The 26,999-nt window shown below is 57.2% G+C and carries 22 protein-coding genes; 15 read left to right on the forward strand and 7 right to left on the reverse strand.

Features of this window, described 5'->3' with window-relative positions; translation table 11 throughout:
- From ACR0BD_RS16315 to ACR0BD_RS16330, 4 genes are read left to right on the forward strand one after another with little or no spacing between them, the layout of a single operon-like run.
- Entirely contained in the window at positions 1–1,518 is a 1,518-nt protein-coding gene (locus ACR0BD_RS16315; RefSeq protein ID WP_480831986.1) for an ABC transporter ATP-binding protein, read from the forward strand.
- The gene (locus ACR0BD_RS16320) at positions 1,518–2,588 is read left to right on the forward strand and encodes an ABC transporter permease (RefSeq protein WP_480832201.1); all 1,071 of its coding nucleotides are present in this window, start codon (positions 1,518–1,520) and stop codon (positions 2,586–2,588) included. The genes ACR0BD_RS16315 and ACR0BD_RS16320 overlap by 1 nt, the downstream gene beginning before the upstream one ends.
- Positions 2,588–3,529, forward strand: coding sequence for an ABC transporter permease (locus ACR0BD_RS16325; RefSeq protein ID WP_480832203.1), 942 nt, complete (start codon positions 2,588–2,590; stop codon positions 3,527–3,529). The genes ACR0BD_RS16320 and ACR0BD_RS16325 overlap by 1 nt, the downstream gene beginning before the upstream one ends.
- 2 nt (positions 3,530–3,531) lie before the next feature.
- Positions 3,532–4,818, forward strand: a complete 1,287-nt coding sequence (locus ACR0BD_RS16330; RefSeq protein ID WP_480831988.1) for an amidohydrolase family protein — start codon at positions 3,532–3,534, stop codon at positions 4,816–4,818.
- 3 nt (positions 4,819–4,821) lie between these two features.
- On the opposite strand, the gene ACR0BD_RS16335 is transcribed toward ACR0BD_RS16330, so the two are convergent.
- Genes ACR0BD_RS16335 through ACR0BD_RS16355 form a run of 5 tightly spaced genes read right to left on the reverse strand, consistent with a single transcriptional unit; the run spans position 4,822 to position 8,989 of the window.
- Positions 4,822–5,112: a hypothetical protein gene (locus tag ACR0BD_RS16335; RefSeq protein WP_480831991.1), complete on the reverse strand. Its 291-nt coding sequence runs from the start codon at positions 5,110–5,112 to the stop codon at positions 4,822–4,824.
- Positions 5,102–6,148 (reverse strand): hypothetical protein, encoded by a 1,047-nt coding sequence (locus tag ACR0BD_RS16340; RefSeq protein WP_480831993.1) that lies wholly within the window; start codon positions 6,146–6,148, stop codon positions 5,102–5,104. Before ACR0BD_RS16340 ends, ACR0BD_RS16335 begins: the two co-directional genes overlap by 11 nt.
- Positions 6,145–6,555: a hypothetical protein gene (locus ACR0BD_RS16345; RefSeq protein ID WP_480831995.1), complete on the reverse strand. Its 411-nt coding sequence runs from the start codon at positions 6,553–6,555 to the stop codon at positions 6,145–6,147. The genes ACR0BD_RS16340 and ACR0BD_RS16345 overlap by 4 nt, the downstream gene beginning before the upstream one ends.
- Entirely contained in the window at positions 6,552–8,039 is a 1,488-nt protein-coding gene (locus ACR0BD_RS16350) for an FAD-binding oxidoreductase (protein WP_480831997.1), read from the reverse strand. Before ACR0BD_RS16350 ends, ACR0BD_RS16345 begins: the two co-directional genes overlap by 4 nt.
- Positions 8,036–8,989, reverse strand: coding sequence for an alpha/beta fold hydrolase (locus ACR0BD_RS16355; RefSeq protein WP_480832000.1), 954 nt, complete (start codon positions 8,987–8,989; stop codon positions 8,036–8,038). Before ACR0BD_RS16355 ends, ACR0BD_RS16350 begins: the two co-directional genes overlap by 4 nt.
- Positions 8,990–9,174: 185 nt before the next feature.
- On the opposite strand from ACR0BD_RS16355, the gene ACR0BD_RS16360 reads away from it, so the two are divergent.
- The 10 genes from ACR0BD_RS16360 to amaB all read left to right on the forward strand — a co-directional run bounded on the left by ACR0BD_RS16360 (position 9,175) and on the right by amaB (position 22,404).
- The gene (locus tag ACR0BD_RS16360) at positions 9,175–10,146 is read left to right on the forward strand and encodes an alpha/beta hydrolase (RefSeq protein WP_480698389.1); all 972 of its coding nucleotides are present in this window, start codon (positions 9,175–9,177) and stop codon (positions 10,144–10,146) included.
- 178 nt (positions 10,147–10,324) lie between these two features.
- Positions 10,325–11,905 (forward strand): ABC transporter substrate-binding protein, encoded by a 1,581-nt coding sequence (locus ACR0BD_RS16365; protein WP_480832002.1) that lies wholly within the window; start codon positions 10,325–10,327, stop codon positions 11,903–11,905.
- A 126-nt stretch (positions 11,906–12,031) separates the two neighbouring features.
- Positions 12,032–13,597: an ABC transporter substrate-binding protein gene (locus tag ACR0BD_RS16370; protein WP_480832004.1), complete on the forward strand. Its 1,566-nt coding sequence runs from the start codon at positions 12,032–12,034 to the stop codon at positions 13,595–13,597.
- Positions 13,598–13,601: 4 nt separating this feature from the next.
- Entirely contained in the window at positions 13,602–14,549 is a 948-nt protein-coding gene (locus tag ACR0BD_RS16375; protein WP_480832006.1) for a glutathione S-transferase family protein, read from the forward strand.
- 48 nt (positions 14,550–14,597) lie between these two features.
- Positions 14,598–15,575, forward strand: a complete 978-nt coding sequence (locus ACR0BD_RS16380) for an ABC transporter permease (RefSeq protein ID WP_480832008.1) — start codon at positions 14,598–14,600, stop codon at positions 15,573–15,575.
- Entirely contained in the window at positions 15,572–16,522 is a 951-nt protein-coding gene (locus tag ACR0BD_RS16385; protein ID WP_480832009.1) for an ABC transporter permease, read from the forward strand. The genes ACR0BD_RS16380 and ACR0BD_RS16385 overlap by 4 nt, the downstream gene beginning before the upstream one ends.
- Positions 16,523–16,526: 4 nt before the next feature.
- A complete protein-coding gene (locus tag ACR0BD_RS16390) occupies positions 16,527–18,236 on the forward strand; it encodes an ABC transporter ATP-binding protein (RefSeq protein WP_480832011.1) in 1,710 nt (569 codons plus the stop codon).
- Between the two features lie 248 nt (positions 18,237–18,484).
- Positions 18,485–19,660, forward strand: coding sequence for a 2-aminoethylphosphonate--pyruvate transaminase (locus ACR0BD_RS16395; RefSeq protein ID WP_480832013.1), 1,176 nt, complete (start codon positions 18,485–18,487; stop codon positions 19,658–19,660).
- A gap of 122 nt (positions 19,661–19,782) precedes the next feature.
- Entirely contained in the window at positions 19,783–20,889 is a 1,107-nt protein-coding gene (locus ACR0BD_RS16400; protein WP_480832015.1) for a saccharopine dehydrogenase family protein, read from the forward strand.
- Positions 20,890–20,907: 18 nt separating this feature from the next.
- Positions 20,908–22,404 (forward strand): L-piperidine-6-carboxylate dehydrogenase, encoded by a 1,497-nt coding sequence (amaB, locus tag ACR0BD_RS16405; protein WP_480832205.1) that lies wholly within the window; start codon positions 20,908–20,910, stop codon positions 22,402–22,404.
- A 21-nt stretch (positions 22,405–22,425) separates the two neighbouring features.
- On the opposite strand, the gene ACR0BD_RS16410 is transcribed toward amaB, so the two are convergent.
- The gene (locus ACR0BD_RS16410) at positions 22,426–24,003 is read right to left on the reverse strand and encodes a DUF5928 domain-containing protein (protein ID WP_480832017.1); all 1,578 of its coding nucleotides are present in this window, start codon (positions 24,001–24,003) and stop codon (positions 22,426–22,428) included.
- A 142-nt stretch (positions 24,004–24,145) separates the two neighbouring features.
- On the opposite strand from ACR0BD_RS16410, the gene ACR0BD_RS16415 reads away from it, so the two are divergent.
- Positions 24,146–24,964 carry a sulfotransferase family protein gene (locus ACR0BD_RS16415; RefSeq protein ID WP_480832018.1) on the forward strand — a complete coding sequence of 273 codons (819 nt, stop codon included), beginning with the start codon at positions 24,146–24,148 and terminating at the stop codon, positions 24,962–24,964.
- 192 nt (positions 24,965–25,156) lie between these two features.
- On the opposite strand, the gene ilvD is transcribed toward ACR0BD_RS16415, so the two are convergent.
- Complete coding sequence (ilvD, locus tag ACR0BD_RS16420; protein WP_480832020.1) at positions 25,157–26,989, reverse strand: dihydroxy-acid dehydratase; 1,833 nt, start codon at positions 26,987–26,989, stop codon at positions 25,157–25,159.
- Positions 26,990–26,999 lie beyond the last annotated feature (10 nt).

A 26,999-nucleotide genomic window follows, 5' to 3' on the forward strand; every position in this document is an offset into this window, starting at 1 on the left:
ATGACAGATTCCACGGTTCTGAAACTCAACGGGCTGAGCAAACAATTCGGCCCGGTCATCGCCAATGACAATGTCAGCCTCACCCTCAAAAAGGGTGAGGTTCTTGCGCTGCTGGGCGAAAACGGTGCAGGCAAGACCACGTTGATGAATATGCTGTTTGGGTATTATTTGCCCGATTCAGGCTCTATTGAAGTCGCTGATGAGGCGGGGTTGATGCACCCACTACCACTGGGCCATCCACAGGTGGCGCTGGCCTCGGGCGTGGGAATGGTGCACCAGCATTTCACATTGGCCGAGAATATCTCGGCCCTGGACAACATCACGCTTGGGGCCGAACCTCTGTTCGCGTTGCGCCGCAAGCGTGGCGAAGCGCGTCGCAAGATTGAGGCGATCATGGCCCAAAGTGGCCTGACCGCCCCACTGGACACTCCGGTTGGTCGCCTTTCAGTGGGCGAGCGTCAACGCGTCGAGATCCTCAAGGCGCTTTACAGGGACGCTCGCATTTTGGTCCTCGACGAACCGACCGCAGTTTTGACGCCGCAAGAGGCCGACACGCTTTTTGAAAACATCCGGAACATGACGCGCGAAGGACTGTCCGTCATATTCATCAGCCATAAACTGCGCGAAGTTCTGGCATTCTCGGACCGCATCGCCGTTTTGCGCCACGGACAAAAAGTGGGGGAAATGGCGACGGCAGATGCAGACGAGAAATCAATTGCCCGCATGATGGTTGGTGCCGAAACGCCCCAGTTGGCGGGGTCGGAACTGACACCGGGCGAGCCTATTCTGACACTGTCCGATGTCTCGGTCGCGGGTCGGTCCAAGCGCGATACGCTGATCGACGTGAACCTGACCGTGCACGCATATGAAATCCTGGGAATCGCCGGGGTTTCAGGGAACGGTCAAAAAGGGTTGGCTAATGCAATTGCGGGGCTCGCGCGGCTTGAAAAGGGTCTAATTGAGGTTGATGGCGTAAAAATAACGTCCCCGACCCCGGCCAAGATGGTGGATGCCGGGGTTGGCCGCATTCCGGAAGATCGCCACCATGAAGGTATCGTGGGCGCGATGAGCGTATCTGAAAACATGGTCATTGAACGCCTACGCGATCCAGAGGTCCAGACGTTCGGTTTGTTAAGACGCGAAGACATTCAGGACAATGCCGAGCGTCTGGCCAAAGCGTATGATGTACGCGGACCCGGCGTCGATGCGTCGGCAAGGTTGCTGTCCGGCGGGAACATACAAAAGCTTATACTGGCGCGGGTTTTCGACCGCGCCCCACGTCTTATTCTGGCCAACCAGCCGACGCGTGGCTTGGACATGGGCGCAGCGGCTGACGTCGGCAAGCGCCTGTTGAACGCGCGGGCGCGTGGGGCGGGTGTGGTTCTGATCTCAGAAGATCTGGATGAATTACTAAGCTTGGCAGACAGGATATTCGTTATCCGTGACGGAGAACTGCACGAAGCGCCGGACCGCGACCGTGAACAAATCGGGCTGATGATGGCAGGAGAACCCGCATGATCCGCATCGAACCACGTCAAACGCAATCGCGGGCCTTTACCTTGGGCGTGCCGATCATATCCGCGGTGATTGCGTTGGGTCTTGCTGCGGTCCCATTGTTGGCGGCTGGTGCTCACCCGATCACCGCCTATGCCGAGATGTTCCGCGGCGTGTTCGGATCGGTCTTTGCGTTTTCCGAAGTTCTGACCCGCGCCACACCGCTGATATTCACCGGGCTGGCTGCGGCTTTGGCCTTTCGCGCGAAATTATGGAACATCGGGGCCGAAGGTCAGCTGTATTTGGGCGCAATGGCCGCTGTGGCGGTCGGCTCGGGGCTGTTTGATATCTCGGGCATTCTTCTAGTCCCGCTGATTATCCTGACCGGTGCCGCGGCCGGAGCGGCCGGGATGGTCGCGCCGACCTATCTGAAAACCCGTTTTGGCGCGGATGAGGTGGTCACGACGCTGCTGTTGAACTTCATCATCCTGATCTTCGTGCAGATGATGCTTGAAGGGCCGTTGCAAGACCCGTTGAGTTTGGGATGGCCGCAGTCCGAGCCGGTTTTGGATCAGGGCATGTTACCTCCTCTGATGGATCGGATGCGTGTGCATTCAGGGCTGATTCTGGCTCTAATACTGGCGGTATTGGCGCAATTTATGCTGGCGCGATCCGTTTGGGGGTTTCGTTTGCGGGCCGTGGGCGAAAACGCTGCCGCCGCGCGACATGCTGGTATCAACGTGAATAGATCTTTGTTCGGCGTGGCCATCCTGTCGGGTGGTCTGGCCGGTTTGGCAGGTGTGAGTGAGGTTGCCGGCCTCAAAGGGTACCTGACCGCAGATCTTTCGCCGGGGTTTGGCTATACGGGCATCGTCGTGGCGATGTTGGCCGGGCTGTCACCGATGGGTGTGGTGATTGCGGCCCTTTTCATTGCATCCGTTTTTGTCGGTGCCGACAGCATGAGCCGCGCCATGGGCGTGTCGTCCTTCCTTGCGGATTTGGTTGTATCCATGTCGCTTCTCTGCGTCCTCGTCGGAGGGTTCGTCGCGCGATACCGGATCGTAAGGGCCAGCGCGACGAGGACAGTGTCATGATGGATATCCTCAACATCCTGCTGTCTGAAAGCTTTTGGGCCGCCTCTTTGCGCATCGCGACACCTTTGATCTTTGGCGTTCTGGGCGCGCTGATCTGCGAAAGGGCTGGCGTTCTGAACCTTGGGATCGAAGGTATCTTTGTCGTCGGTGCTATGTGTGGCTGGATGGCCGTCTGGTTGGGCGCAGGACTTTGGGGCGGCGTACTTGTGGCGGCCTTAGCCGGTGCGTTTTTCGGCCTTCTTCATGCGATCCTCACGGTGCCTTTGGGGTTGTCTCAGCATGTCTCTGGATTAGGGATCACGCTGTTTGCGACATCAGTCAGTTACTATACCTATCGTACGGCGCTGCCGAATGTATCTTCGCCACCAAGGATCGAACCGTTTCAGCCCCTGGACCTGCCTATTTTGTCTGATCTGCCCTTTTTAGGCTCTGTTCTGTTTCAGCAAACAGCGCTGACGTGGCTGGCTTTGCTACTGGTTGCGATGGTTTGGTATGTGCTGAACCGCACGGCGCTGGGCGTGGCGATCAAGGCCGTGGGCGACAACCCGGACAGCGTGGATGCGCAAGGTTTGTCCGTATATGGTTTGCGCATCGGGGCCATTGTTGTCGGATCCGCGCTTATGGCATTGGGCGGCGCGTTCCTGACCATGAGCGCCTTTGACGCTTTCTTTTTTGGCATGGTCAACGGGCGTGGATGGGTCTGTATCGCGCTGGTGATTTTTGCCAGTTGGCGACCGGGCAAAGCCCTTTTGGGCGCGCTTCTGTTTGGTGCCTTTGACGCGTTGCAAGTGCGTCTACAGACCGAGGTTGGCGCCTTGGTACCCGGACAGGTGTTTCTGATGGTGCCATATGTCCTGTCCATCATCGCCCTTGTGATCGCCGCGCGCTCGGCGGATTATCCGCGGGCATTGCTCACCCCCTGGTTCAAAGGTCAACGTTGATTATGGTCGATCTGCTTATCAAAAACGCCACCCTGACCGATGGTCAAACCGGAATGGATATCGCCTGTCAGGATGGCAAAATCACTGCGGTTGAGGCCGGCATTACCGCCGAGGCCGCCGAGGTCATCGACGCTGCGGGTCAATTGGTGTCTGCACCCTTTGTCGATCCGCATTTCCACATGGATGCGACTTTATCATTGGGGACCCCTCGCATGAATGTCTCGGGCACGTTGCTTGAGGGGATTGCTTTGTGGGGCGAGCTTAAACCGATCCAGTCCGTTGATGACATCGTTGCCCGCGCTGTGCGCTATTGCGAACTCGCGGTGTCCAAGGGGATTGGTGCGATCCGCAGTCATGTGGACACCTGCGATGACGAATTGAAGGGCGTGCAGGCGCTGTTGCAGGTGCGGGAGCAAGTTAAGGACTATCTTGACCTGCAGCTGGTCGCTTTCCCGCAAGACGGTGTATTGCGCAGCCCAACCGCCATGCAAAACACGATCCGTGCGCTGGATATGGGCGTAGACGTGGTCGGAGGTATTCCGCATTTCGAACGGACCATGGCGGACGGGGCGGAATCCGTTCGGCTTTTGTGTCAGCTGGCGGCTGATCGGGGGCTAATGGTGGATATGCATTGCGACGAAAGCGATGACCCGCTGAGCCGCCACATCGAAACACTGGCCTATGAAACGCAGCGATTGGGTTTGAACGGAAGAGTTACGGGTTCGCATCTGACCTCGATGCATTCGATGGACAACTACTATGTCTCGAAGCTGATCCCGCTGATGGTCGAATCCGGTGTTCACGCGATCCCGAACCCGTTGATCAACATTATGTTGCAGGGGCGGCATGACACCTATCCCAAACGCCGCGGCCAGACCCGTGTGCGTGAGCTGCGCGATGCCGGGATCACCGTCGGTTTCGGTTCTGATTGTATGATGGACCCTTGGTATTCGCTGGGTAAAGCCGACATGCTGGATGTGGCCTTCATGGGGTTACATGTAGGGCAACTTTCTAGCCGCGCGGACATGGCCTGGTGTTTTGATGCGGTGACCCGGAACTCGGCCCGGATCATGGGTTTGCAGGGATATGGCGTGGCCAAGGGGTGCGATGCGAATTTCGTATTGCTGCAAGCCGCCGACCCGATCGAAGCGATCCGCCTGCGGGCCCATCGTTTGGCGGTTGTACGCAAGGGTCGGGTCATCTCTCGTTCAGCTCCGGTAACCCACGAGCTGAACCTACCGTCGAGCCAAAAAACACTGGACGAGTCGCGTGTCCCGTTTGAGGGATGATTGCTAGGCCTTGGGCAAGGGCAAGCAGCCGGGCAAACCTGCGGGCAACACCAAACGCGCGCCATTGGCGTAAAGGGATTTGGCAAAGCCTGGCATGTCCGAGGCAACCGTCACGCTGAGCCTTGAGGTCGCGAGGATCGCAGTATCATCCGACAACGCATCCAGCAGTCTTTCCTGAGGCAAAAGAACCACGTAGGCGGGGGCCTCATCCGTCAGCAACGCAACCACCACCAAGGTCGATAACCAGCCCAATACCAGTAACGGCAGGGCGATCAGGATGGACCTAATAGTCATGGATATGTTCTAGGGTCAGACCTGATCTCTCGGTCTGCCGTAGCTGGTCGGCCAGATCGGCAACCTTGACGACGATCAGATGGCGATAGTCGTCAAAACCCTGTCGAGGCGCGCTGAAAACGGCTCCGGGCTCGGACGGTCGCGAAGACAAAGCCGTGAACATGATATCGTCATTTCCGGCGATCTCGATGATATCCACTCCGTCACGCGCCATTTCGGTCAAAAGATTGGTCAGTTCGCGATAACGAGGAGTTTCGATCTCGGTGCCTTCGGGCCGGGTGCCAATGACCTGAACGTCAGGATATGCCGAAAAATCCTCGGCGCCGGTTGCAATCATGCGCAGTGTCAGCTCGTCCGGTCCAACCTGCTCCACGGCTTGTTCAATCACACCAGCATAAGCGTCCTTGGCGGTATATTCTAACCCCAGCGCAATGGCGCGTTCGCTGTCGCGTAACGAGCCGGTGGACTGTTCCAGCAGGTCCTGCGCATCTTGCGCAAACGGCCATTTATACCAGGGGACTTGTTGCAGGAACTCGGCATAGGCGGCAGCCTGCTGTGCCGAAACAGTGTCTAATGTTGCTTTTTCCGGCCCTCGAAGCGCCGTGAAAAGGCGACCAACCGTTTCTTCATACGCGGCTTTCATCGCCAATTCCGCGGTAAAACTCGCGCCGATGACGTAAACCATCTGTTTCGTCGCACCATCAATCTCACCATGGGCTGAGGCGTTTTCCGTCAGGGCGCAGAGAGAGCTCCAGAATCCGGTGATACCGCGCCAAAAACCGTAGTCGTGGGGATCGCCCTGATCCAGCACCTCGGCATAATCTGCGTATGCGTGAACGATGTGCCATTCGGGATAGGTCATCAATGTGCGGGTTTCAGGGCGGTGATGTTCCGTCGGCAGCAAGGCGGCGTAGGTTTGCGGCTGCGCGGAGCCTTTGCAGCTGGTTTCAACATAAACAATCGGGGCGGCCAATCCGATGACGACAACCAGCAGCAGAAACACGATCCGCCGCATCCAGCGCAACAGAAACCTCATGCTGTGCGCCTCGCGTCTCGCAGGCCAGCCCAGGCGGCCAGCCCGCCAAGCGCCAGATGAGGAAGATTTGCCAGAAAACGCCCCAGCGATAGGTCGATACCGGCAGAGGGGTTGGTGAATATCCCAAGGTCCAGATACCCGTAGCCGGTAAAGAACCCGAACACCCCATCGCCAAGATAGGCCAGGCCGAAAAGGATCAGAAAGATGCGCGCGGCCTTGTGAGACCATAACCCCGCGATCAAGGCCCAAAAGGCCGACGCAACGTGCAAGGCATCGTCATAGAGGTCCAGCGCGAAAATCCCAAAAGCCAGCCCGTCCTCGTCGGTTACGCCGGGGATGTAATTCAACAAAGCAGCGATCATCAGCACGAAGAAATAGATGATGCAAAGGTTTTGAAGGTTGGTCATAAAAGCCCCAGATAACTGTCCCAAAGGTTATTTCTAAGAACAAGCTGCGGGTCCAGCCTGCGTTTGGCCTGCGCGAATTCTGCAGCACGTGGATAGGCCGCCGTCAATTGATCCAGCCGCGCGTGTGGACGGTAGGGCAGATAATAGGCCCCGCCAATTTCAACAATTTTGTCGATAAGTGCCTGTGTCATACGGGCCATGTCTGCTTCGCCACGTTGGGTCATTTCCTGGCTAAAGGACATGACGGCGGCGATTCTGGGTTCAGACGCAAAGGATAGAACCGCCTGATCGTCTTGCGCCACGTATCGAAGCGTAACGTTCAGAAACTCCTGATACGAGGCGGGGATCACCTCGCGGCAGGCGATCAGAAAATCGTCGAAGGCGTCAAACCCTACGAAATACTCATGCAATATGTCGGTCCGGTCTGGGTTGCGATCGTCCAGCGTGATGACGGGCTCATTGATCAATGAGTTCCGGGTCGCCTCCCCGCCCCCGAGGGCTGGACCAAGTGTTGTTTCATTCCACCATCGAAAGGATTTGAAGGCCTCACTTCCAAGCTGCGCACGATACAGTCGGCTGGCAGCATGTGACATCCAGCCCGAGCCTGACGCGGCTGGCAGTTCAGACTGATCAACCGTTTCGCGATAGGTGATCAGCAAAGCGTCTTCGAAGAAAGACGCCCTTTCGACATTCAGCCTGCCATAGGCCATCGTGACAGCCGGGTCATCGACCGCTTTGCGAAAGGCAGAAGCAAATGCGCTGGCTTCCATAACGTCAAAGGACGGTGTGAGGCGGGTGTTGGGAACCATCTCGACCTCAAGGTCCACGATGACACCGATCAACCCGTACCCGCCCATTCCCAGATTGAACAAGTCCGCGTTCTCGGTCGGTGAGCAGGTCACAAGATCGCCCGACGGTAAAACCATTCGCAATGAGCGTATCGTGGCCCCCATCGGCCCAAAGGGAACGGGCCAGCCATGGGCGTTAACCGAATATGTGGCGGCAACGCCGAAGTCGTGGTTCGATTGCATCACCTTAGGCGACCACCCGACTGGGTCCAGCGCCGCTATGACCTGAGACCAGCGCGCGCCGGCATGCGTCGAATACGTTTGTGCGGCGCTGTCGATTTCGACCCAGCCGTTATCAAAGGTGATCGCCGTTCCGTCGCGGGGAATGGCCTGACCCCCCATCGAATGCCGCGCGGCCCCCACATTGAGCGGCCGCCCTTCGGTGCTTGCTTGCGCCAATTCGCGTCTGATGGCCGCGATCAGGGATTCCTCGGCATCCTCGGACATGACCAGATGCTTGTGGACCGGGGTCGGTGACAGACCGCTGGCGTCATTCATGACCGTCGGGTCCTGCGGCGCAAATGTCCGGCTCGTACCGGCGTATACAGGTAAGTCCGGGCCCAACCAGCGCGATACGCCCCAACCGGCCAAACCGCCCGCCGCGACGAGCGCGGCTCTTCTGGTGAAATTTCTCATGACTCTGCCTCATCCAATAAAGGATCTGAAATGGATTTAAGAATAGACCCTAATACGGCTTGAAATGATGCCGGGTCTTCGATCTGCGGTATGTGACCCACGTTCTGCAAAACTTGGAAATGGGCCTGAGGAACCAAGCTGTGCAACTCTTGTGCCTGGGCCAATGGCGTCACGGTATCCTCGGCGCCCCAGATCAGGCCGATTGGAACTTCAAGCCTGCGCCAGTTCTCAGGACGTGTGCTCAGGGCGGTCAGTGGGGGAACCAGCAAGGTGGGTAACCAGTCGGCGACCGCTTGCGTATAACCGGCCCGGCGCATCGGTTCTTGTAGCAACTCCGTGGTTTCGGCAGAGGCCGCGGATTTCACATGCAGAAAACTGCGCAGGAAAGCCCGCGTTAACAGCGGGTTCGAAACAGTTGCCGACGCGATGAATTGGCGAGAGGCCCGGTTTTCGAGGTAAAACGGGACCTCGCTGGGCGGATCGTGTCGTCCCAGCGCGATGGCACCGCTTACGATCACCAATCCTGACACTAGATCGGGGCGTTGCATCACAGCCTCGGCCACGGGGCCTGCACCAAAAGAGTGGGCGACGACAATCGGCCGGTTGTTCAGCGCTTCAAGTAGTGCAATCACACGATCGCTTTGCCGTTCACGGCTATAGTCCCCTTCGGGGTGTTCGGACCAGCCAAAGGGTGGCATGTCGAATGCCTGCGCGTAGAACCCCTCCAAAGCAACCGCTTCAAGCGTCGGAAGCCAAAGCGCAGACCAGGCTGCCGTCCCATGGGCAAACAACACCGCCTGATTATCAGGTTGACCTTTTTCCAGCAGAAACACAGCGCCATCCGTGGTTTCTATCAGTTGGCCTCCGGACGGAAGCTCTTGGCCCAGCGCCAAAGACTCACGCGCGCCTGCGGCCAGCCGAAAGCCAATCAGCACAAGCGACACGAGCATAAGGCCCGCAAAACAAACTCTTAAAAGCACGCGCATCTTGGGAATAGTTGATTGCTTGATAAACGAATGCAACCGGCGGAATACCTGACTATTTGGAACCGTGTGATTTACGCAAGCTGACAGGCTGTGTGGCGGTTGGTACTATCATATCACGTCGATCAGACACTATTGTCGGAGTTCATTGCATGCTTTTCATAACAAACAGATTTCCAACTCAGAGTATTCGCACCCGCAAAGGGCGCAGGTTTACGTTTGATCTGGACAACAACGCGCCGTCCAATTCCGTGTTTTATTGCGAAAAAGGTGAGGGAGAGCACCACACCGAAATCACAAGCAAAGAGTTGTTGCGCCGTGTGCGCGACAGTGACTGCCGCCAGATCCTGTTGTATTTGCACGGTTTCAACAATTTGCCCGAAGACGTTTTTAGAACAGCGTCCGAATTGCAGCGCCTTTGCGATCAGGCCGATCCGGGCGAGGTGATGGTGCTGCCTCTGATCTGGCCCAGTGATAATGAGCATGGCATCGTTCAGAAATACTGGGACGATCAGAAGTCTGCGGACCAAAGCGGGTATTCTTTTGCCCGCGTGCTTGAGCGGTTCCTGGAGTGGCGCAATAGCGACGACAATGAACCCGATGTTGCGCCGTGCCTGAAACGGATGAACCTGCTTGCGCATTCGATGGGCAATCGCGTCTTGCGGCAGACATTGATGGAATGGGACCGCTATGATCTGGCATCGGGCGTGCCATTGTTGTTTCGCAACACGTTCATGGTTGCGGCTGATGTGGTGAACGAAACCGTCCACGAAAACGAACCCGGTGTTTTGGTCAGCCATGCCTCGCGCAATGTTGTGGTGTATTTCGCCTCAGATGATCTGGCGTTGCGGGCCAGCAAAGCGGCAAACCTCAAGAACAAGGTCGCATCGCGACGTCTTGGACATACAGGCCCCGAAAACATTGATCGCACCCCGCGCAACGTATTTCAGGTCGATTGTGATGACGTAAATACGCGCTATGACACGCCAACCGGGCACAACTATTTCGGACCTGTGGCCCCGGGAGGAGACGCAGGCAAGGTGTTTGAACACATATTCCGTTGCGTCAAGTCTGGGCGTGTTTTCCCGGATGATGAACATCGCCGCTCGATCATTTTACGCTGAACTGGTGGTTACTTAGAGTCTAATCAAGCTTAAATGATAGTTTCAGATTTATCATTTCAGTTGCATCACATTCTAGTGTTGCAACTGTCAAAATGATCTGGATGATCAGGGCACCATGACCGCGAAAAGCGGTCAGCCGCCCTGAATAGCGGCGTGAACAAAAAACGGGGAGTTTGTAATGATCTTAAGAAATCTGATGATCGCTGCCAGCGCGACCGCGCTGATGGCTGCAGGCGCATCGGCCGAAACCCTGCGCTGGGCGCGGGCCGGCGACGCGCTGACGCTGGATCCGCATTCGCAAAACGAGGGTCCGTCTCACACCATCCGGCACCAGATGTATGAGCCGCTGATCATCCGCGACGTGACCGGCGCGTTTGAACCTGCGCTTGCGACCGAGTGGGGGCCCAAGGCCGATGATCCGAATGTGTGGGTCTTCAAGCTGCGCGAGGGTGTGAAATTCCACGATGGCGCGGATTTCAATGCCGAAGACGTGGTGTTCAGCTTTGAACGGGCCAAGCAGCCGAATTCCGATATGAAAGAGCTGATCGGCTCGATCACCGAAGTGCGCGCGGTTGATGACTACACGGTCGAGATCGTCACCGACGGTCCGAACCCGATCCTGCCGTCGAACCTGACCAACCTGTTCATCATGGACAAGGGCTGGTCCGAGGCGAACAACACCGTCAATGTGCAGGATTTTGAGGGTGGCGAGATCACCTATGCCACCACCAATGCCAATGGCACGGGCCCATATGTTCTGCAGAGTCGTGAGCCTGACGTCAAAACTGTGATGGTGCGCAACGACAACTATTGGGGCATCGACCAGTTCCCGATGGAAGTGACCGAGATCATCTATACACCCATCCAGAATGCGGCGACCCGCGTTGCGGCGATGCTGTCGGGTGAGGTGAACTTCCTGCAGGATATGCCGGTACAGGATATTGACCGCGTTAACGGTGCTGATGGCCTGATGGTCAAGCAGGCCCCGCAGAACCGCGTCATCTTCTTTGGTATGAACCAGGGCTCGGATGACATCGAAGCGGATAACGTGGACGGCAAAAACCCGTTGGCCGATGTGCGTGTGCGCCAGGCGATGTCGATGGCGATCAACCGCGATGCGATCAAGCAGGTCGTAATGCGCGGCCAATCTCAGCCTGCGGGCATGATCGCACCGCCTTTCGTGAACGGCTGGACCGCTGACATGGACGGCGAATCCTCGACCGATCTGGAAAAAGCCAAGGCGCTGATGGCCGAAGCAGGCTATGGCGACGGCTTCTCTCTGCGGCTGGACTGCCCGAATGACCGCTACATCAACGATGAGGCGATCTGTCAGGCGGCCGTCGGTATGCTGGGTCAGATCGGCGTGACCGTGAATCTGGACGCCAAGCCCAAGGCGCAGCACTTCCCGCTGATCACCGACAGCAAGACCGACTTCTACATGCTGGGTTGGGGCGTGCCGACATATGACTCGGAATACATCTTCAACTTCCTTGTGCATGGTCGCGAAGACGATATCGGCACGTGGAACGGCACCGGATATCAGGACGATGCGCTGGATGCCAAGATCAAGTCGCTGGCCTCGAACACCGATCTTGACGCGCGGAACGCGGACATCGCCGACATCTGGCGGGTGGTGCAGGACGAGGCGCTGTACATCCCCATCCACCATCAGGTTCTGAACTGGGGTATGGCTGACGGTGTGGGCATCGAAGTGGATGCCGAAGACCAGCCGAAGGTCAAATACTTTACCATGAACTAAATCAGTTCTATTGCTTAATCAGACAGGGCGCGGATTTCGCGCCCTGTTTTCGTTTCGACCTGAGATTTCCTTGCGCATGCAGGAAAAACCAAGAAAACTCGACCCCAGAAACAGGGAGACATTGTGATGATCCTCAGAAACAGTGCCATTGGCCTGGCCTTTTTAGCTGCGACCAGTGTTCAGGCGGCCGAGTTCAAATGGGCCTCGACTACCGATCCTCAGACCATGGATCCGCACGCCGTCAACTCGGCCCCCGTTCTGGGCTTTCTCAACAACGTCTATGAGGGGTTGGTACGCCGTGACAAAGACATGACCGTCGAGCCCGCGTTGGCCGTCAGTTGGGAGCCGATCGGCGAAGGCGAAGGGTGGCGTTTCAAACTGCGTAAGGGCGTGACGTTCCATGATGGCAGTACATTTGATGCACAGGATGTCCTGTTCAGCTATCAGCGTGCATCCGGCGAGGCTGCAGATACCCGCAGCTGGTTCGCGCCGGTCAGTGAGGTGATCGTCGTCGACGACTATACGGTTGATATCATGACCACCGCACCAAACCCGTTGTTCCCGTCCTCGATCGCCAACTGGATGATCATGGATCAAGGTTGGGCCGAGGCCAACGATGCCGTTGTGCCAGACAAAGAGACCGGCAATTACGCGACCATCAATGCCAATGGTACGGGCGCTTTTAAAGTGGCTGCGCGCGAGCCGGGGTTGAAGACCGTATTAGAGCCATATCAAGGCTGGTGGGACAAGGTTGAGCACAACATTACCCGTGCCGAGTTCAACCCGATCCAGAACCCAGCGACTGCCGTTGCGGCCCTGCTGTCAGGTGATGTGGACATGATAAATCCGGTGCCCATTCAGGACGTCGCGCGCCTGAAGCAAAACGGAGATGTGGATGTCATTCAGGGTATCGAGGCGCGCGTGATCATGCTGGGTTTTGACCACGAGGCCGAGACGCTGAAATACACCGACGATGCGGGCAAGCCGAACCCGTTCCGCGATGTGCGGGTCCGTCAGGCGGTGGCACAGGCCGTCAATGTCGACGCGATCCTGGCCACGATCATGCGGGGCAATGCCGAGGCCGCCTCGCAACTGGTCAGCCCCGCCATGAGCGGCTATTCCGCCGCCAATGCAGATCGCCCCGCCTTTGATGTTGAAGGCGCCAAGGCGTTGCTGGCCGAAGCGGGCTATGCCGATGGGTTCTCATTCGGGCTGAAATGCCCCAACGATCGCTATCTGAATGATGAGGCCGTCTGCCAGGCGGTTGTCAGCATGCTGGCGCAGATCGGAGTTTCTGCCGAACTGGATGCAATGCCGGTTCGTAACTATTGGCCAGAGCTGCGCGAGGATAATTACGACATGTACCTGTTAGGCTGGAGCCCGGGTACGTTTGATGCGGAACACCCTGTGCGGTTCCTTGTTGCTACTCCGAACGAAGAGAAAAAACTGGGTAGCTGGAACTTTGGTGGCTATTCGAACGCGCGAGTGGATGAGCTGCTGCCGATGATCCAGTCGGAACTGGACGCAGCCAAGCGTCAGGCCATGCTGGATGAGGTCACCCAGATATATCAGGACGACCACGTCTATATTCCGATGTACGTGCAGCCCTTGGTCTGGGGGACTGGCAGCAATATTGATCTGACGCAGCGCCCGGACAATTTCTTTCTGTTGCGCTGGGTTACGGTGAACTAACCCGATGGGTGTCATGATTGATGGGCTCTATCACCCAGAGGACCCGGCCCCTGAGACAAGCCTAGATGGTGCTTACCGCCGTCAGGCGTCTACCATTCGCAATGATCTGCCGGACGGACCTTACGCGCCCGGCAGGTTTCACCTGTATGCCGCATGGAATTGCCCTTGGGCGCATCGGGTTCTGTTGACCCGTGCAGTCAAAGGGTTGGATGACATCATAACCGTGTCCTATGCCCGTCCGCGCCGAACTGAGGATGGGTGGGTTTATGACGTAGAGGGTGAATTTGCCGATCCCCTGTTCGGCGTCACCGCTTTGCATCAGGTCTACGCCAAGGTTGACCCGGCCTATACCGGTCGGATCACCGTTCCGTTGCTATGGGATCGTGTTGAAAACCGCGCGGTGTCTAATGAGTCCGCTGATCTGGTCCGAATGCTGGGGACGCTCGATGGGTATGGCCCTGATCTGGCACCTGCGGATAAATTGAAGCAGATCGACGACTGGAATGCGAAAATCTATCCACGCCTGAACAATGGCGTCTACCGTACTGGCTTTGCACGCACGCAAGATGCCTATGAGGCAGGGTTTCACGACGTATTCGCCATGCTGGACGAGATCGAGGCGCATCTGGCGACAAACAGATATCTATGCGGCGATCAACTGACCGAGGCTGATTTGCGTCTTTTTCCAACACTCGCACGGTTTGACGTGGCCTATCATTATGCGTTCCGCTGCAACCTACGGCGGTTGATCGACTACCCAAACCTTTGGGGATATGCGCGGGATCTGTACACACGTCCTGAAGTCGCGCAAACCGTGAAGCCCGAGATATACAAGACGGGCTATTTCTCTCCATCCGAGCTTCGCAACCCTCTTGGCATTGTTCCACTCGGTCCAAAAGTGGATTGGCTTGCGCCACATGACCGGGCGGCACTGGGTCCCGCGACATCTTGACCATTCGGTCGACCCGTGCGTAGACACGGAAATCAACGGGGAAAATGAATGTTCGCATATATCGTCCGAAGGATGTTCCAATCCGTGATCGTTTTGCTGGTCGTGGGTCTGGTCGCGTTTTCGATGTTTCGTTTTGTCGGCGATCCGATCGACAACATGCTGGGGCAAGAACGGACACAGGCCGATATTGACAGGCTGCGCGCTGAGCTTGGGTTGGATCAGCCTTTCCCGGTGCAGTATTTCAAGTATCTGCAAGGCGCGGCGCAAGGGAATTTCGGTGTTTCCTTCCGTCAGGGCCGGCCGGTCTCAACGATCCTGTTAGAGCGCGCTCCTGCCACGTTAGAGCTGGCTTTCGTGTCCGGTTTTCTGGCGATCACCATGGGTATTGCGCTGGGCGTGTTTACTGCGATCCGACGACAAGGGATCGCGGCGAATGTGATCATGACGGTATCGCTGATTGGGGTTTCCCTGCCAACCTTTCTGATCGGGATATTACTTATCTATATCTTCTCGGTCGAACTGGACCTTCTGCCCAGCTTCGGGAGGGGCGAAACCGTTATGATTGGCAATTGGTCCACGGGGTTCCTTACGGCCTCGGGTCTAAAGGCGCTGATCCTGCCGGCGATCACGCTGGGTCTGTATCAGATGACGCTGATCATGCGGCTGGTCCGATCCGAGATGCTTGAGGTGATGCGCGCCGACTATGTGCGTTTTGCCCGCGCACGTGGATTGTCGGACCGGGTGATCAATTTCCGCCACGCTTTGAAGAACACTCTGGTGCCGGTGATCACCATCACGGGCCTGCAGCTCGGATCAATCATCGCCTTTGCCATCATCACCGAGACGGTGTTCCAGTGGCCAGGCGTTGGCCTGCTGTTTATCAACGCGATCCAGTTCGTCGACATCCCCGTCATGGCCGCTTATCTGATGCTGATTTCGGTCATGTTCGTGACAATCAACCTGATCGTCGATCTTCTCTACTATGCCATTGACCCGCGCCTGCGTGTCGACGCGAGGGCCACATGACCGATATTCTCGATACACCCAAAGCCCCCGAAAAGACGCGGTTTGCCAAGTTCTGGGACAGCGATTTTGCATGGTCCTTCCGGCATTCTCCTGTGGCGATCATCGCGACGCTGGTCGTGGCCATTTTGGTTCTGTCCGCGATCTTTGCGCCGCTGATCGCGCCCTATAATCCGTTTGACCCTGCCTCGCTGAACCTGATGAACGGGTTTACGCCGCCCGGCACGCCCAACGCGTTCACACAGGAAACCTTCCTGCTGGGTACAGACGATCAGGGGCGCGACGTCTTCTCGACCATTCTTTACGGGATGCGGATTTCGTTGTTCGTGGGTGCATCGGCTGTATTGCTGGCATTGATCATCGGTGTTGTTTTGGGTCTGGTCGCAGCCTATTTCGGCGGCTGGATCGAGACGCTGATCATGCGGGTTGCGGATGTACAGCTGACCTTCCCCGCCATTCTGGTCGCTATGCTGATCTTTGGTATCGCCAAGGGCGTAACCCCGCCGGAATACCGCGATGAGATGGCGATCTATGTCCTGATCGTCGCAATTGCTCTGTCGGATTGGGTGCAGTTTGCCCGCGTGGTTCGTGGCGCGGCGCTGGTGGAAAAGAACAAGGAATACGTTCAGGCCGCCCGCCTGATCGGTCGCGGATCGTTCCCGATCATGTTCCGCCATATCCTGCCCAATGTCCTCAGCCCGGTTCTGGTGATTGCCACCATCTCGCTGGCGCTGGCCATCATTGCCGAGGCAACGCTCAGCTTCCTTGGCGTGGGCGCGCCCCCGACCCAGTCGTCGCTGGGCACGCTGATCCGCATCGGGCAGGGCTTCCTGTTCTCGGGTGAGTGGTGGATCCTGTTCTTTCCGGCCTGCACTCTTTTGGCGCTGGCCTTGTCTGTGAACCTGCTGGGCGACTGGCTGCGCGATGCGCTGAACCCCAAGCTGCGGTGATTTCATGAGCCTTCTGACGATCAATGACCTGACGGTCGAATTCCCGACCCGCCGCAAACTGTTCACTGCCGTGGACCATGTGGACCTGTCGGTGGAGCCGGGCGAAATCCACGGACTGGTGGGCGAATCCGGCGCCGGTAAATCCACCATTGGCGCCGCCATCATGGGCCTGCTGGATCGCCCCGGCCGTATCGCAAGCGGTACGATAAAACTCAGCGGTGACCAGATCAGCGGTCTGGACGCCGAGGCGATGCGTGGGCTGCGGGGCAAGAAGATCTCGATGATCTTTCAGGATCCGCTGACCTCGCTCAACCCGCTGTTCACTGTGCGCGAGCAATTGGTTGAGACGATTAAGGCCCATCTGGGCGGCTCGGATGCCGAGGCGAACAAACGCGCCCGTGATCTGATCGATCGGGTGGGCATTCCCGACCCCGATACACGGCTGGACCAGTACCCGCACCAGTTCTCGGGCGGGATGCGGCAGCGCGTGGTGATCGCTCTGGCCCTGTGCACGGAACCGGATGTGATCATCGCGGATGAACCAACCACGGCGCTGGACGTGTCCGTTCAGGCGCAGATTCTGGACCTGATCAAAGAACTGGCGACAGAGCGCCAGGTGGGCGTCATCCTGATCACCCATGATATGGGCGTGATTGCCGACACCACGGATAAGGTGACAGTTATGTATGCGGGCAAAGTGGTTGAAAGCGGCCCGACTTCTCAGGTGATGGGCCAGCCCAGCCATGAATATACCAAGTCGTTGATCGCCGCCGTGCCGCGTCCGACGCTGAAGCTGCACCGCTTTCCGCAGATCAGCTATGGCGGGCGCGAAACCCGGTTCGCCATCGAGGATATGGCGCGTCATTGGCCCAAGGTTGACAATGACACCACCAAACCGGTGTTCGAGATCCGCAACCTGACCAAGAAATTCCTGCAGCGCAAAGGTTTGCTACCGTGGGATCGCACCTATTTCACCGCCGTGGACGATGTCAGCTTTGACATCCGCGCGGGTGAGGTGTTTGGCGTGGTAGGTGAATCCGGCTCGGGCAAGTCCACCGTCGCGCGGATGATTGCGGGGCTTTACCCGGTCGATGGTGGCACGATCTCGTTTCAGGGGCAGGTTGTCAGCGACCTGACCAACAAAGCTGCGCTGGACGCCTACCGCAAAAACATCCAGATGATCTTTCAAGACCCCTATTCCTCGCTCAACCCCCGGATGCGAGTGGACGAAATCGTGGCCGAGCCGATCCGCCATCACAAGCTGATGGAAGGTGCTGACATCAAGCGCCGCGTGGATGAACTGCTTGATCAGGTTGGGCTGGGTCATGAGGCCGGGCTGAAATACCCGCATGAATTCTCGGGCGGTCAGCGTCAGCGGATTTCGATCGCGCGCGCCCTGGCGACGCAGCCCCGCTTTCTGATCTGTGATGAACCCACAAGTGCGCTGGACGTGTCTATTCAGGCCCAAATCCTGAACATCCTGAAGGATCTGCAAGAACATCTGGGCCTGACGCTGCTGTTCATCAGCCATGACCTGCCTGTGGTCCGTCAGATGTGCGACAGGGTCGCGGTGATGAAACAGGGTAAAGTTGTTGAACTGCAAGACACCAACGACCTGTTCTCTAATCCACAGACTGATTACGCGCGGGAATTGCTCAGACTAATGCCAAAATTGGACGATCTATCCACCGAGGGGCTAAGCCCCGAGGGTTAATGCCCACAATCCGTGCATATGGACGTACATAAGCATTAAATTCGTTAAGTATTGCGGACTCATTCGGGTTTGCTGCGCTCGGCTCCTGTCCCAAGGCGCGGAAACCAGAAGGGGCGGCCAGCCGGCGCTTTAAGTGTCAGTTTTCTGACAGAGGCAATCTTATATAGAAAAGCTATGGGTGGTGGAAAAAGTGGGGTATCGTAAATACCCTAGCGGCGAAATCCTGCTGCGAACAAGGCGCTGTCTCTATGTCACTCGTCCCCCGTCCGGAACTTGGCGAACCCTATCTACTGACACCAGGTCCGCTAACGACCTCTTATTCCGTCAAACAAGCCATGCTGAGAGATTGGGGAAGCTGGGACGGCGATTTTCGCGCCATGACTGCTGAACTGCGCGCACGGCTTTTGAAACTGCTGGGTGACGGGTCCGAGGACTACGATTGCGTGCCGATGCAAGGTTCCGGCAGTTTTGCAGTCGAGGCTATGCTGACGTCGATGATCCCGCCGTCCGGTAAGGCGCTGGTGCTGGCCAATGGTGCATACGGTAAACGCGCGGCTCAGACACTGGCATATGCGGGCCGTGCTTATGTGCTGCTGGATAAGGGCGATTACCTACCGCCGCGCGGGTCAGAAGTGGCACAGATACTGGCCGATGATCCGGCGATTACCCATGTTGTAGCGATCCACTGCGAGACGAGTTCGGGCATTCTGAACCCTCTGCACGAGATTTCTGACGCCACCGCAGCGGCAGGCCGCAAGCTTTTGATCGACAGCATGTCCGCCTTTGGCGCAATCCCCTTGCAGCCCAGCGAATACACATTCGAAGCGATGGTGTCGTCCGCCAACAAGTGTATCGAAGGGGTTCCGGGATTTGGGTTTGTACTGGCCCAAAAGTCAGCCCTGACTGCTGCAAAAGGAAATTGTCCGTCCCTCAGCCTTGATTTGCACGCGCAATGGGACGCGATGGAGAAAACGGGTCAATGGCGCTTTACCCCTCCGACACATGTGGTTGCTGCGTTCCTTCAGGCCCTGACAGAACACGAAGCCGAAGGCGGTGTTGCGGGCCGCGGCGCGCGGTATACGCAGAACCGCGATGTGATGGTGTCGGGTATGCGCGCGTTGGGGTTCGAGACATTGTTGTCGGATGAATGGCTGTCCCCGATTATCGTGACATTCTTCTGCCCGTCTGATCCGAATTTCGAATTCGGACGCTTTTATGAGCTGATGAAGGATGAGGGCTTTATCATCTATCCGGGAAAGCTGACCGAAGTGGATAGTTTCCGCATCGGGTGCATCGGGCGCATGGACGCAGACGTTATGCGCGCGGTTGTCGATGCAGCCAAGCATGCTCTGACGGAGATGGGAGTTCACAGCGCGGCACCACCAGAAGCAGCTATTAACGCGCGCATGATGCAGACGGCGTAATTATACTTTGTGACGAATATTCCGTCATAATGACGGAGATTTCGTCATAATCGTCAAGATTGCCCCTGCAGAACGGACAAACGCACCCTCATACTTTCTAAAAACGAAAGAGGAGGCACGTTTTGAGCTGGAATATCTGTGTTATCGGAGCAGGCAAGATCGGTCAGATGATCGCGGCCTTGCTGCAATCTTCACCCAATTACACTGTAACGGTCGCCGACCGCGATCTTGCGGCTTTGTCCGGTTTAAACCGGCAGGGTCTTTCGACCAGACAGATTGATGTCGGCGACGAAGGCCAATTAACGCAGGGCTTGACCGGATTTGACGCCGTTATTTCGGCGGCTCCGTTTTTTCTGACCCCGAAAATTGCCAAGGCGGCCAAGACCGTCGGGGCCCACTACTTTGATCTGACCGAAGATGTCGCCGCAACCGAGGCTGTGCGCGCTCTGGCAGAAAACAGCACCACAGCCTTTATGCCGCAATGCGGATTGGCACCCGGCTTTGTTGGTATCGCAGGCGCGGCACTGGCCGCCGAATTTGATCAGTTGGATAGTCTGCATATGCGTGTCGGGGCTCTGCCGCTCTATCCGACCAATGCTCTGAAATACAATCTGACCTGGTCTACCGACGGTTTGATCAACGAATACTGCAACCCGTGCGATGCCATTGTGAATGGTGAGCGTGTCAAAACCGCGCCGCTGGAGGATTACGAAGTTCTGGGTCATGACGGGGTGGAATATGAGTGCTTCAACACCTCGGGCGGCTTGGGGACGCTACCCGAAACGCTGGAAGGCAAGGCGCGAGCGGTGTCGTATCGGTCGATCCGGTATCCGGGTCATTGCGATATTCTGAAACTGCTTCTCAAAGATCTGGGGCTGGAACGTCGCCGCGATCTGATGAAGGACATCTTTGAAACCGCCCTGCCGCGTACGGATCAGGATGTGGTTCTGGTCTATTGCACGGCCAAAGGCATGATTGACGGCTCATTGCGCGAGAAATCCCTGATCAACAAAAGCTTTGCCCGGACCATCAAAGGGCAGGTCTGGAGCGCAATTCAGGTGACCACCGCAGCGGGTGTTCTGGGCGTCGTTGACCTGATGCGATCGGGCGCGCTGCCGACAAGTGGCTTTGTGCGACAAGAGCAGGTGAACCTGTCCGATTTCCTGAACACCGAATTTGGCCGGCTCTATCGCGCTGGCGACGTAACCGAACAGAACAAGGCGGCCTGAGATATGAAAGACATCGTGATGACTGCGCAATCCACCCTCGCCAATCTGGACCTGACAGCCGCCGATCTGACCGGCGGTTCGCTGGCCGTGCGATCCCCGATCGACGGCAGCTTGTTGGCAGAGGTGCATGAAACTCCTGCTGGCGATATGGACACCATCTTTGCCAACGCCAAAACCGCGTTCAAATCGTGGCGCACCGTGCCTGCCCCGCGCCGGGGTGAGCTGATCCGCCTTCTGGGCGAAGAACTGCGCGCCGCCAAGGATGATCTGGGCGCGCTGGTCAGTTGGGAGGCTGGCAAGATCACATCCGAAGGCTTGGGCGAAGTGCAGGAGATGATCGACATCTGCGACTTTGCCGTGGGCCTCTCGCGCCAGCTCTATGGTCTTACCATCGCGTCTGAGCGCCCCGGCCACCGGATGATGGAGACATGGCATCCGGCGGGTCCGATCGGCGTAATCTCGGCCTTCAACTTCCCGGTTGCGGTCTGGTCGTGGAACGCGGCGATTGCGTTGGTCTGTGGTGACACTGTGATCTGGAAACCTTCCGAAAAGACGCCTTTGACCGCGATGGCCTGTCAGAAGATTTTCGAACGCGCGCTGGCCCGGTTTGGTGACGCACCTGACCACCTGCTGCAAACCCTGATCGGTGGTGCCGCTCTGGGTGAGGCTCTGGTGGCCAGCGAGGATGTGCCTGTGATCTCGGCCACGGGTTCCACCCGCATGGGCCGCGCCGTGGCCCCCGTCGTGGCGCAGCGGTTCGGCAAATGCATTCTGGAGCTGGGCGGGAATAACGCGATGATCGTTGGCCCCTCGGCAGATCTGGAGATGGCGGTGCGCGCGATTGTATTTTCGGCCGTGGGCACAGCGGGCCAACGCTGCACGACACTGCGCCGCCTGATCGTGCACAACTCGATCCGTGAGGAACTGGTGGGTCGCCTCAAGAAAGCCTATGCCGGTCTGCCCATCGGAAACCCGCTGTCTGACGGCACGCTGATCGGCCCGCTGGTCGATGAAGCCTCTGGCGCGGCGATGACGGCAGCGCTGCAGGCGGCCGAGGCCGAAGGCGGCACCGTATTCGGTGGCGCGCGCGTGACCGAAGGTGTTCCGGATGGTGTCTACATGCAGCCCGCCATTGTCGAGATGCCGAGCCAGACCGCGACCGTGAAGACCGAGACCTTCGCGCCGATCCTGTATGTCATGGGCTATGATGAGTTCGACGACGCCATCGAACTGCAAAACGATGTGCCGCAGGGCCTGTCGTCCTGCGTCTTTACCCTGAACATGCGTGAGGCCGAGCAATTCCTGACCGCAGCCGGGTCCGATTGTGGCATCGCCAACGTCAATATCGGACCATCGGGGGCTGAAATCGGCGGTGCCTTTGGCGGTGAAAAGGACACCGGTGGTGGGCGCGAAAGCGGCTCTGACTCGTGGAAATCCTACATGCGCCGCCAAACCAACACGGTGAATTACTCGGCCGAATTACCGCTGGCACAGGGTGTCAAATTCGATATCTGATCCGTACCAGAAAAGTGCGGATCAGTCTGCAAACAGGTAGTCAAGGCGCATAACGGCATGCGCCTTGCCTGCTGGTACCCCAAGAAATCGGGTGATCTGGGCTTCGTTATGCGCGCGTGTTTCGTTTTCTCGGATCAACGAAAACCCGTCCAGCTTGGCGGCCCGGATCAATTCCGACTCGTATGACAAAGCATTGCGAAGCGTAGGTACAAGGTGAGCCACAGTGTCAGCGGGGCTGTGTTCACCTGCCAGCCCAACCCGACGCGCGTGCCCGATCAGGTATTCGTCTGAATACTCGCATTCGATCTCAAGCACATGGGTGTTGGCCTGATCTGCGCAGAAGTCTTGAATGATGTCGATATTGGCGGGATCGACACACAGAACCAATTTGTTCGTATCGAAAGCTTCAAACAGCATACGTACCACGGCGCGACGGTGGCGAGATCGCTTGATCAAGGTTGTTTCGATCCCACCCAAATCCGGCAGCGCTGTTTCTTCTTCGTTGAACAGATACTCGACACAGGGAATGCCTGTTTCTGCAGCGATCTGGCTAACGAGCCGTTTCGCGACATGCCACTTTTTACATACGATCATATATACGTTGCGCTCGGGTCCCAGGGTATTGCTGGCCTCCCAAAAGCGCTGCCCGTGTCGGCGCCCAACCCGACCACGGGTGGTCAGAAATCCGTAGAGGTTCCGTCCTTCATCGGAAATCTGAAAGTCGACATTCTTGGCTGCATATAACTTGCCCAGACGGTCTTTCAGCTCATACGCTTCGGGGCTGATCTTGCGCGCAAACAGATAGTCCTGCCCCAGCAGCATATCGTAGTGATCATTGTAGAACGTCACCGGCATCCCGTAATCCGAGAACATCAGGAACGTCGGCGTACGGTTGTCGATCTCTTGTTTGGGAACAAGGTGGCGCACCAGCGTTTGAAAGAAGGTTTCGTCCGGTATCCACGTGGTTGCAAAGAACCGCTTTATGTCTGGGCGCTGTTTCAGCAGTTCTAGGATCATCTCAACGGTCCGGCGGCGTAGGCACCACCACTGGCTGCCGATCATGACCCTGATGTCTGCGGGAATATCACGTTCAGCTTTCAAGCGCTTTTGCAGCTCATAGGACGCGTAAAACAGCTTGCTTTGGGTCCGCTCGTTGAAGAAATGGCGATAGATCAGCCGGTCTTCCTTCATTCCGGTCTTGATCCAGTTGCTTTCAAAGAAATCGTGGCTTTCAATGATGTCTTTGTCCCGCTCAGCCAGAAAACGGTGGGTATACTCGGCTGTTTTTATCGCCATGCAGTCGCCGGACAGCATGTAAAAATGCGTCGCTCGCGGAAAGGCGGTTACCGCGGCTTGCAATGCGTAGAGCGTTGCCTGAACAAGAGACCATTCGCCCCAACCGCACTTTATGCGTTTAGTCGCAAAGGTAACATTGGGGTTGTCTTTCAGAGCAGTTTGAATGCGTTGGAATGCCTCAGAGCTGGCGCGGGCATCAAAATGGATCGCCATGCAGTCCCCTGTTGCCGTCAGTTGTTCGGCCTGTGCAACAATCGCGTCAGGGTCTTTATGGCACAGCAAAATATAGGCGACTTTGGCCATCTTGATTTCACGATTTCCGTTTCTGCCCGTTGCCAACCGTGATACTGAGGATGAACGATTGAATAAACACAATATTTTTGGTTTTTTGATTTCAAATGCGGGCGCAGGTTCAAGGCACAAAACCGCATAGGAGGCACGGCAGATGGGTTTTCCCGGTACATGGATGACCGAGAGCGAGAGCATGGTCTATCGCGTGGTTCCCAAATGTGCGTGCTCGACCATCGGGCAGATCATGTATTACTCGGATCATGGGCGCTTTTTTGACGGCGATATTCATGACGCGAAAGAGGGGATGCACAAATGGGCTTTTGACACCAGTCAGGACCCTATTACCAAAAATGTGCGAAGCCATGCCTCTTACGCGTTTACCTGTGTTCGCAATCCATATACGCGGATTTTGAGCTCGTTTTTTGACAAGATCTGCGGAATCCAGCGAAACGGGAAACGATACCGCGGTAATCTGGTGCCGACCCTGATCTACAACTACGGTATCGAAGTAGGTGGGGATGATGGGAAAGGTGAATTCGACCAGATTGCCAGTTTCCGAAGGTTTCTTTTGTTTGCTCGGGATACCATTCGATGGCGACGGCCCATGGACCCTGATATTCACTGGTCGGCGATGTCTGGCCACGTGTCGACATTCATTGTCAACGGTGGGCGGTACGATCGCATCTTCTGGACCGAGGAATTCAATGACGGCATGCAGGATGTGCTGAACCACCTTCAGACACCCCATACGGTAGACCTGTCAGAAATCCCGCGGTTCAACGAGTCCGAGGGCCACGGACCAAAGCGGGCACATCCGGTGGAAGAGTATTTTGACGATTTGTCCATGCATTTGGTCTATGAAATCTACAAGCAGGATTTCGAACTGTTCAAATACGATTTCGAAAACCCGGGAAACAAAATGCCTATCGGTGAAATCGATCTGGACGAGGTTCACGCGAAACTTGGCGATTGAACTGGACGGGTGCTTCTCCCGCCCATCGTCAATGTCTCTTGCGAGATATTTCCTCTGGTTGGGCCCGCGGCCGCGCAAAGCGCGGCGCCGGGCCCAAGGCCGAACGGGGTATCGGCGAAGCCGATAGTGCGCTTCGGGCGAGGGAGTGTTTGGGGCCCGGTCTTCAGACATTCGCGACCGGGCATTCGCTTGTCAGAGCTGGCGAACCGCACCCTTGGCGGCGCTTGTCGTCAGTTTGGCATACGCTTTTAGCGCCGTTGAAACCTTGCGTTTGCGCGGCTTGACGGGTTCCCATCCCTTTTCGTTCTGGACACTGCGGCGCTCTGCCAATTCCTCATCCGACACGGCAAGATGAATTGAGCGGTTCGGTATGTCGATCTCGATCCGGTCGCCATCCTGAACCAAGCCAATCTCGCCACCTTCTGCCGCTTCGGGGGACACATGGCCAATCGACAGGCCCGAGGTACCACCCGAGAATCGACCATCGGTCAGCAGGGCACAAGCTTTGCCCAGACCTTTGGATTTCAGATACGAGGTCGGGTACAGCATCTCTTGCATCCCCGGACCGCCGCGCGGGCCTTCGTAGCGGATGACGACAACGTCACCCTCTTTCACCTTGCCGGTCAGGATGTCGTTCACTGCCTGATCCTGGCTTTCGCAGACATAGGCCTTGCCGGTAAAGGTCAGGCTGGCCGGATCAACGCCGGCTGTCTTCACAATACAGCCGTCGCGCGCAATGTTGCCAAATAGAACCGCCAGACCGCCGTCTTGGCTGAAGGCATGTTCCTTGGACCGGATCACGCCGCCTTCGCGGTCGGTGTCCAGTTCCTTGTACCGGTTCGACTGGCTGAAGGCCTGCGTGGTGCGCACGCCGCCGGGGGACGCCTTGAACAGGTCCTGCGCCTTTGGGTTGTTGGCAACCTTGATGTCCCAATTGGCAATCGCTTCGCCCATCGTGCCGGAATGGACCGTGTTGCAATGTTCGTGGAACAGCCCTGCGCGGCTAAGCTCGCCAAGGATCGAGAAAATACCTCCGGCACGGTGCACGTCTTCCATATGCACGTTCTCGGTGTTCGGTGCGACCTTGCACAAGCAAGGCACGCGGCGGCTGAGGCGATCCATGTCCTTCATGGTGAAATCGACCTCGCCTTCATGCGCGATGGCCAACAGGTGCAGCACGGTATTGGTCGATCCGCCCATGGCGATATCCAGCGACATGGCGTTCTCGAACGCATCAAACGTGGCGATTTCGCGGGGCAGGAAGCCCTTTTCGTCCAGATCGTAGTGCCGCTTGGTGATCTCGACGATGCGGCGACCAGCTTCTAGGAACAGCTCTTTGCGGTCCGAGTGCGTGGCCAAGGTCGAGCCATTGCCCGGAAGGGCAAGACCCAGCGCCTCGGCCAGACAATTCATCGAGTTCGCGGTGAACATGCCCGAACACGACCCGCATGTGGGGCAGGCGTTTTCTTCGATGTGCTGGACCTGCTCATCAGTAAACCGGTCATCAGCGGCGGCAACCATGGCGTCGACAAGGTCGATCTTTTTGGCGTCCAGATCGGCGATGTCGATCTTGCCTGCCTCCATCGGCCCGCCCGAGACAAAGATCGCCGGGATGTTCAGGCGCATCGCGGCCATCAGCATGCCCGGCGTGATCTTGTCGCAATTCGAGATACAGACCATCGCATCCGCACAGTGCGCGTTGACCATATATTCCACCGAGTCCGCGATCACCTCACGCGAGGGCAGGGAATACAGCATCCCGTCATGGCCCATGGCGATGCCGTCATCCACGGCGATGGTGTTGAACTCTTTGGCAACGCCGCCAGCCGCCTCAACCTCGCGCGCAACCATTTGGCCCAGGTCCTTCAGGTGGACGTGGCCGGGCACGAACTGGGTGAATGAGTTGACGATGGCGATGATCGGTTTGCCGAAGTCGTCGTCACCCATACCGGTCGCGCGCCACAGGCCGCGGGCACCGGCCATGTTACGGCCATGGGTTGAGGTTCTGGAACGGTAAAGTGGCATGATGCTGTTT

It is taken from the genome of Ruegeria sp. G5 (assembly GCF_056533365.1).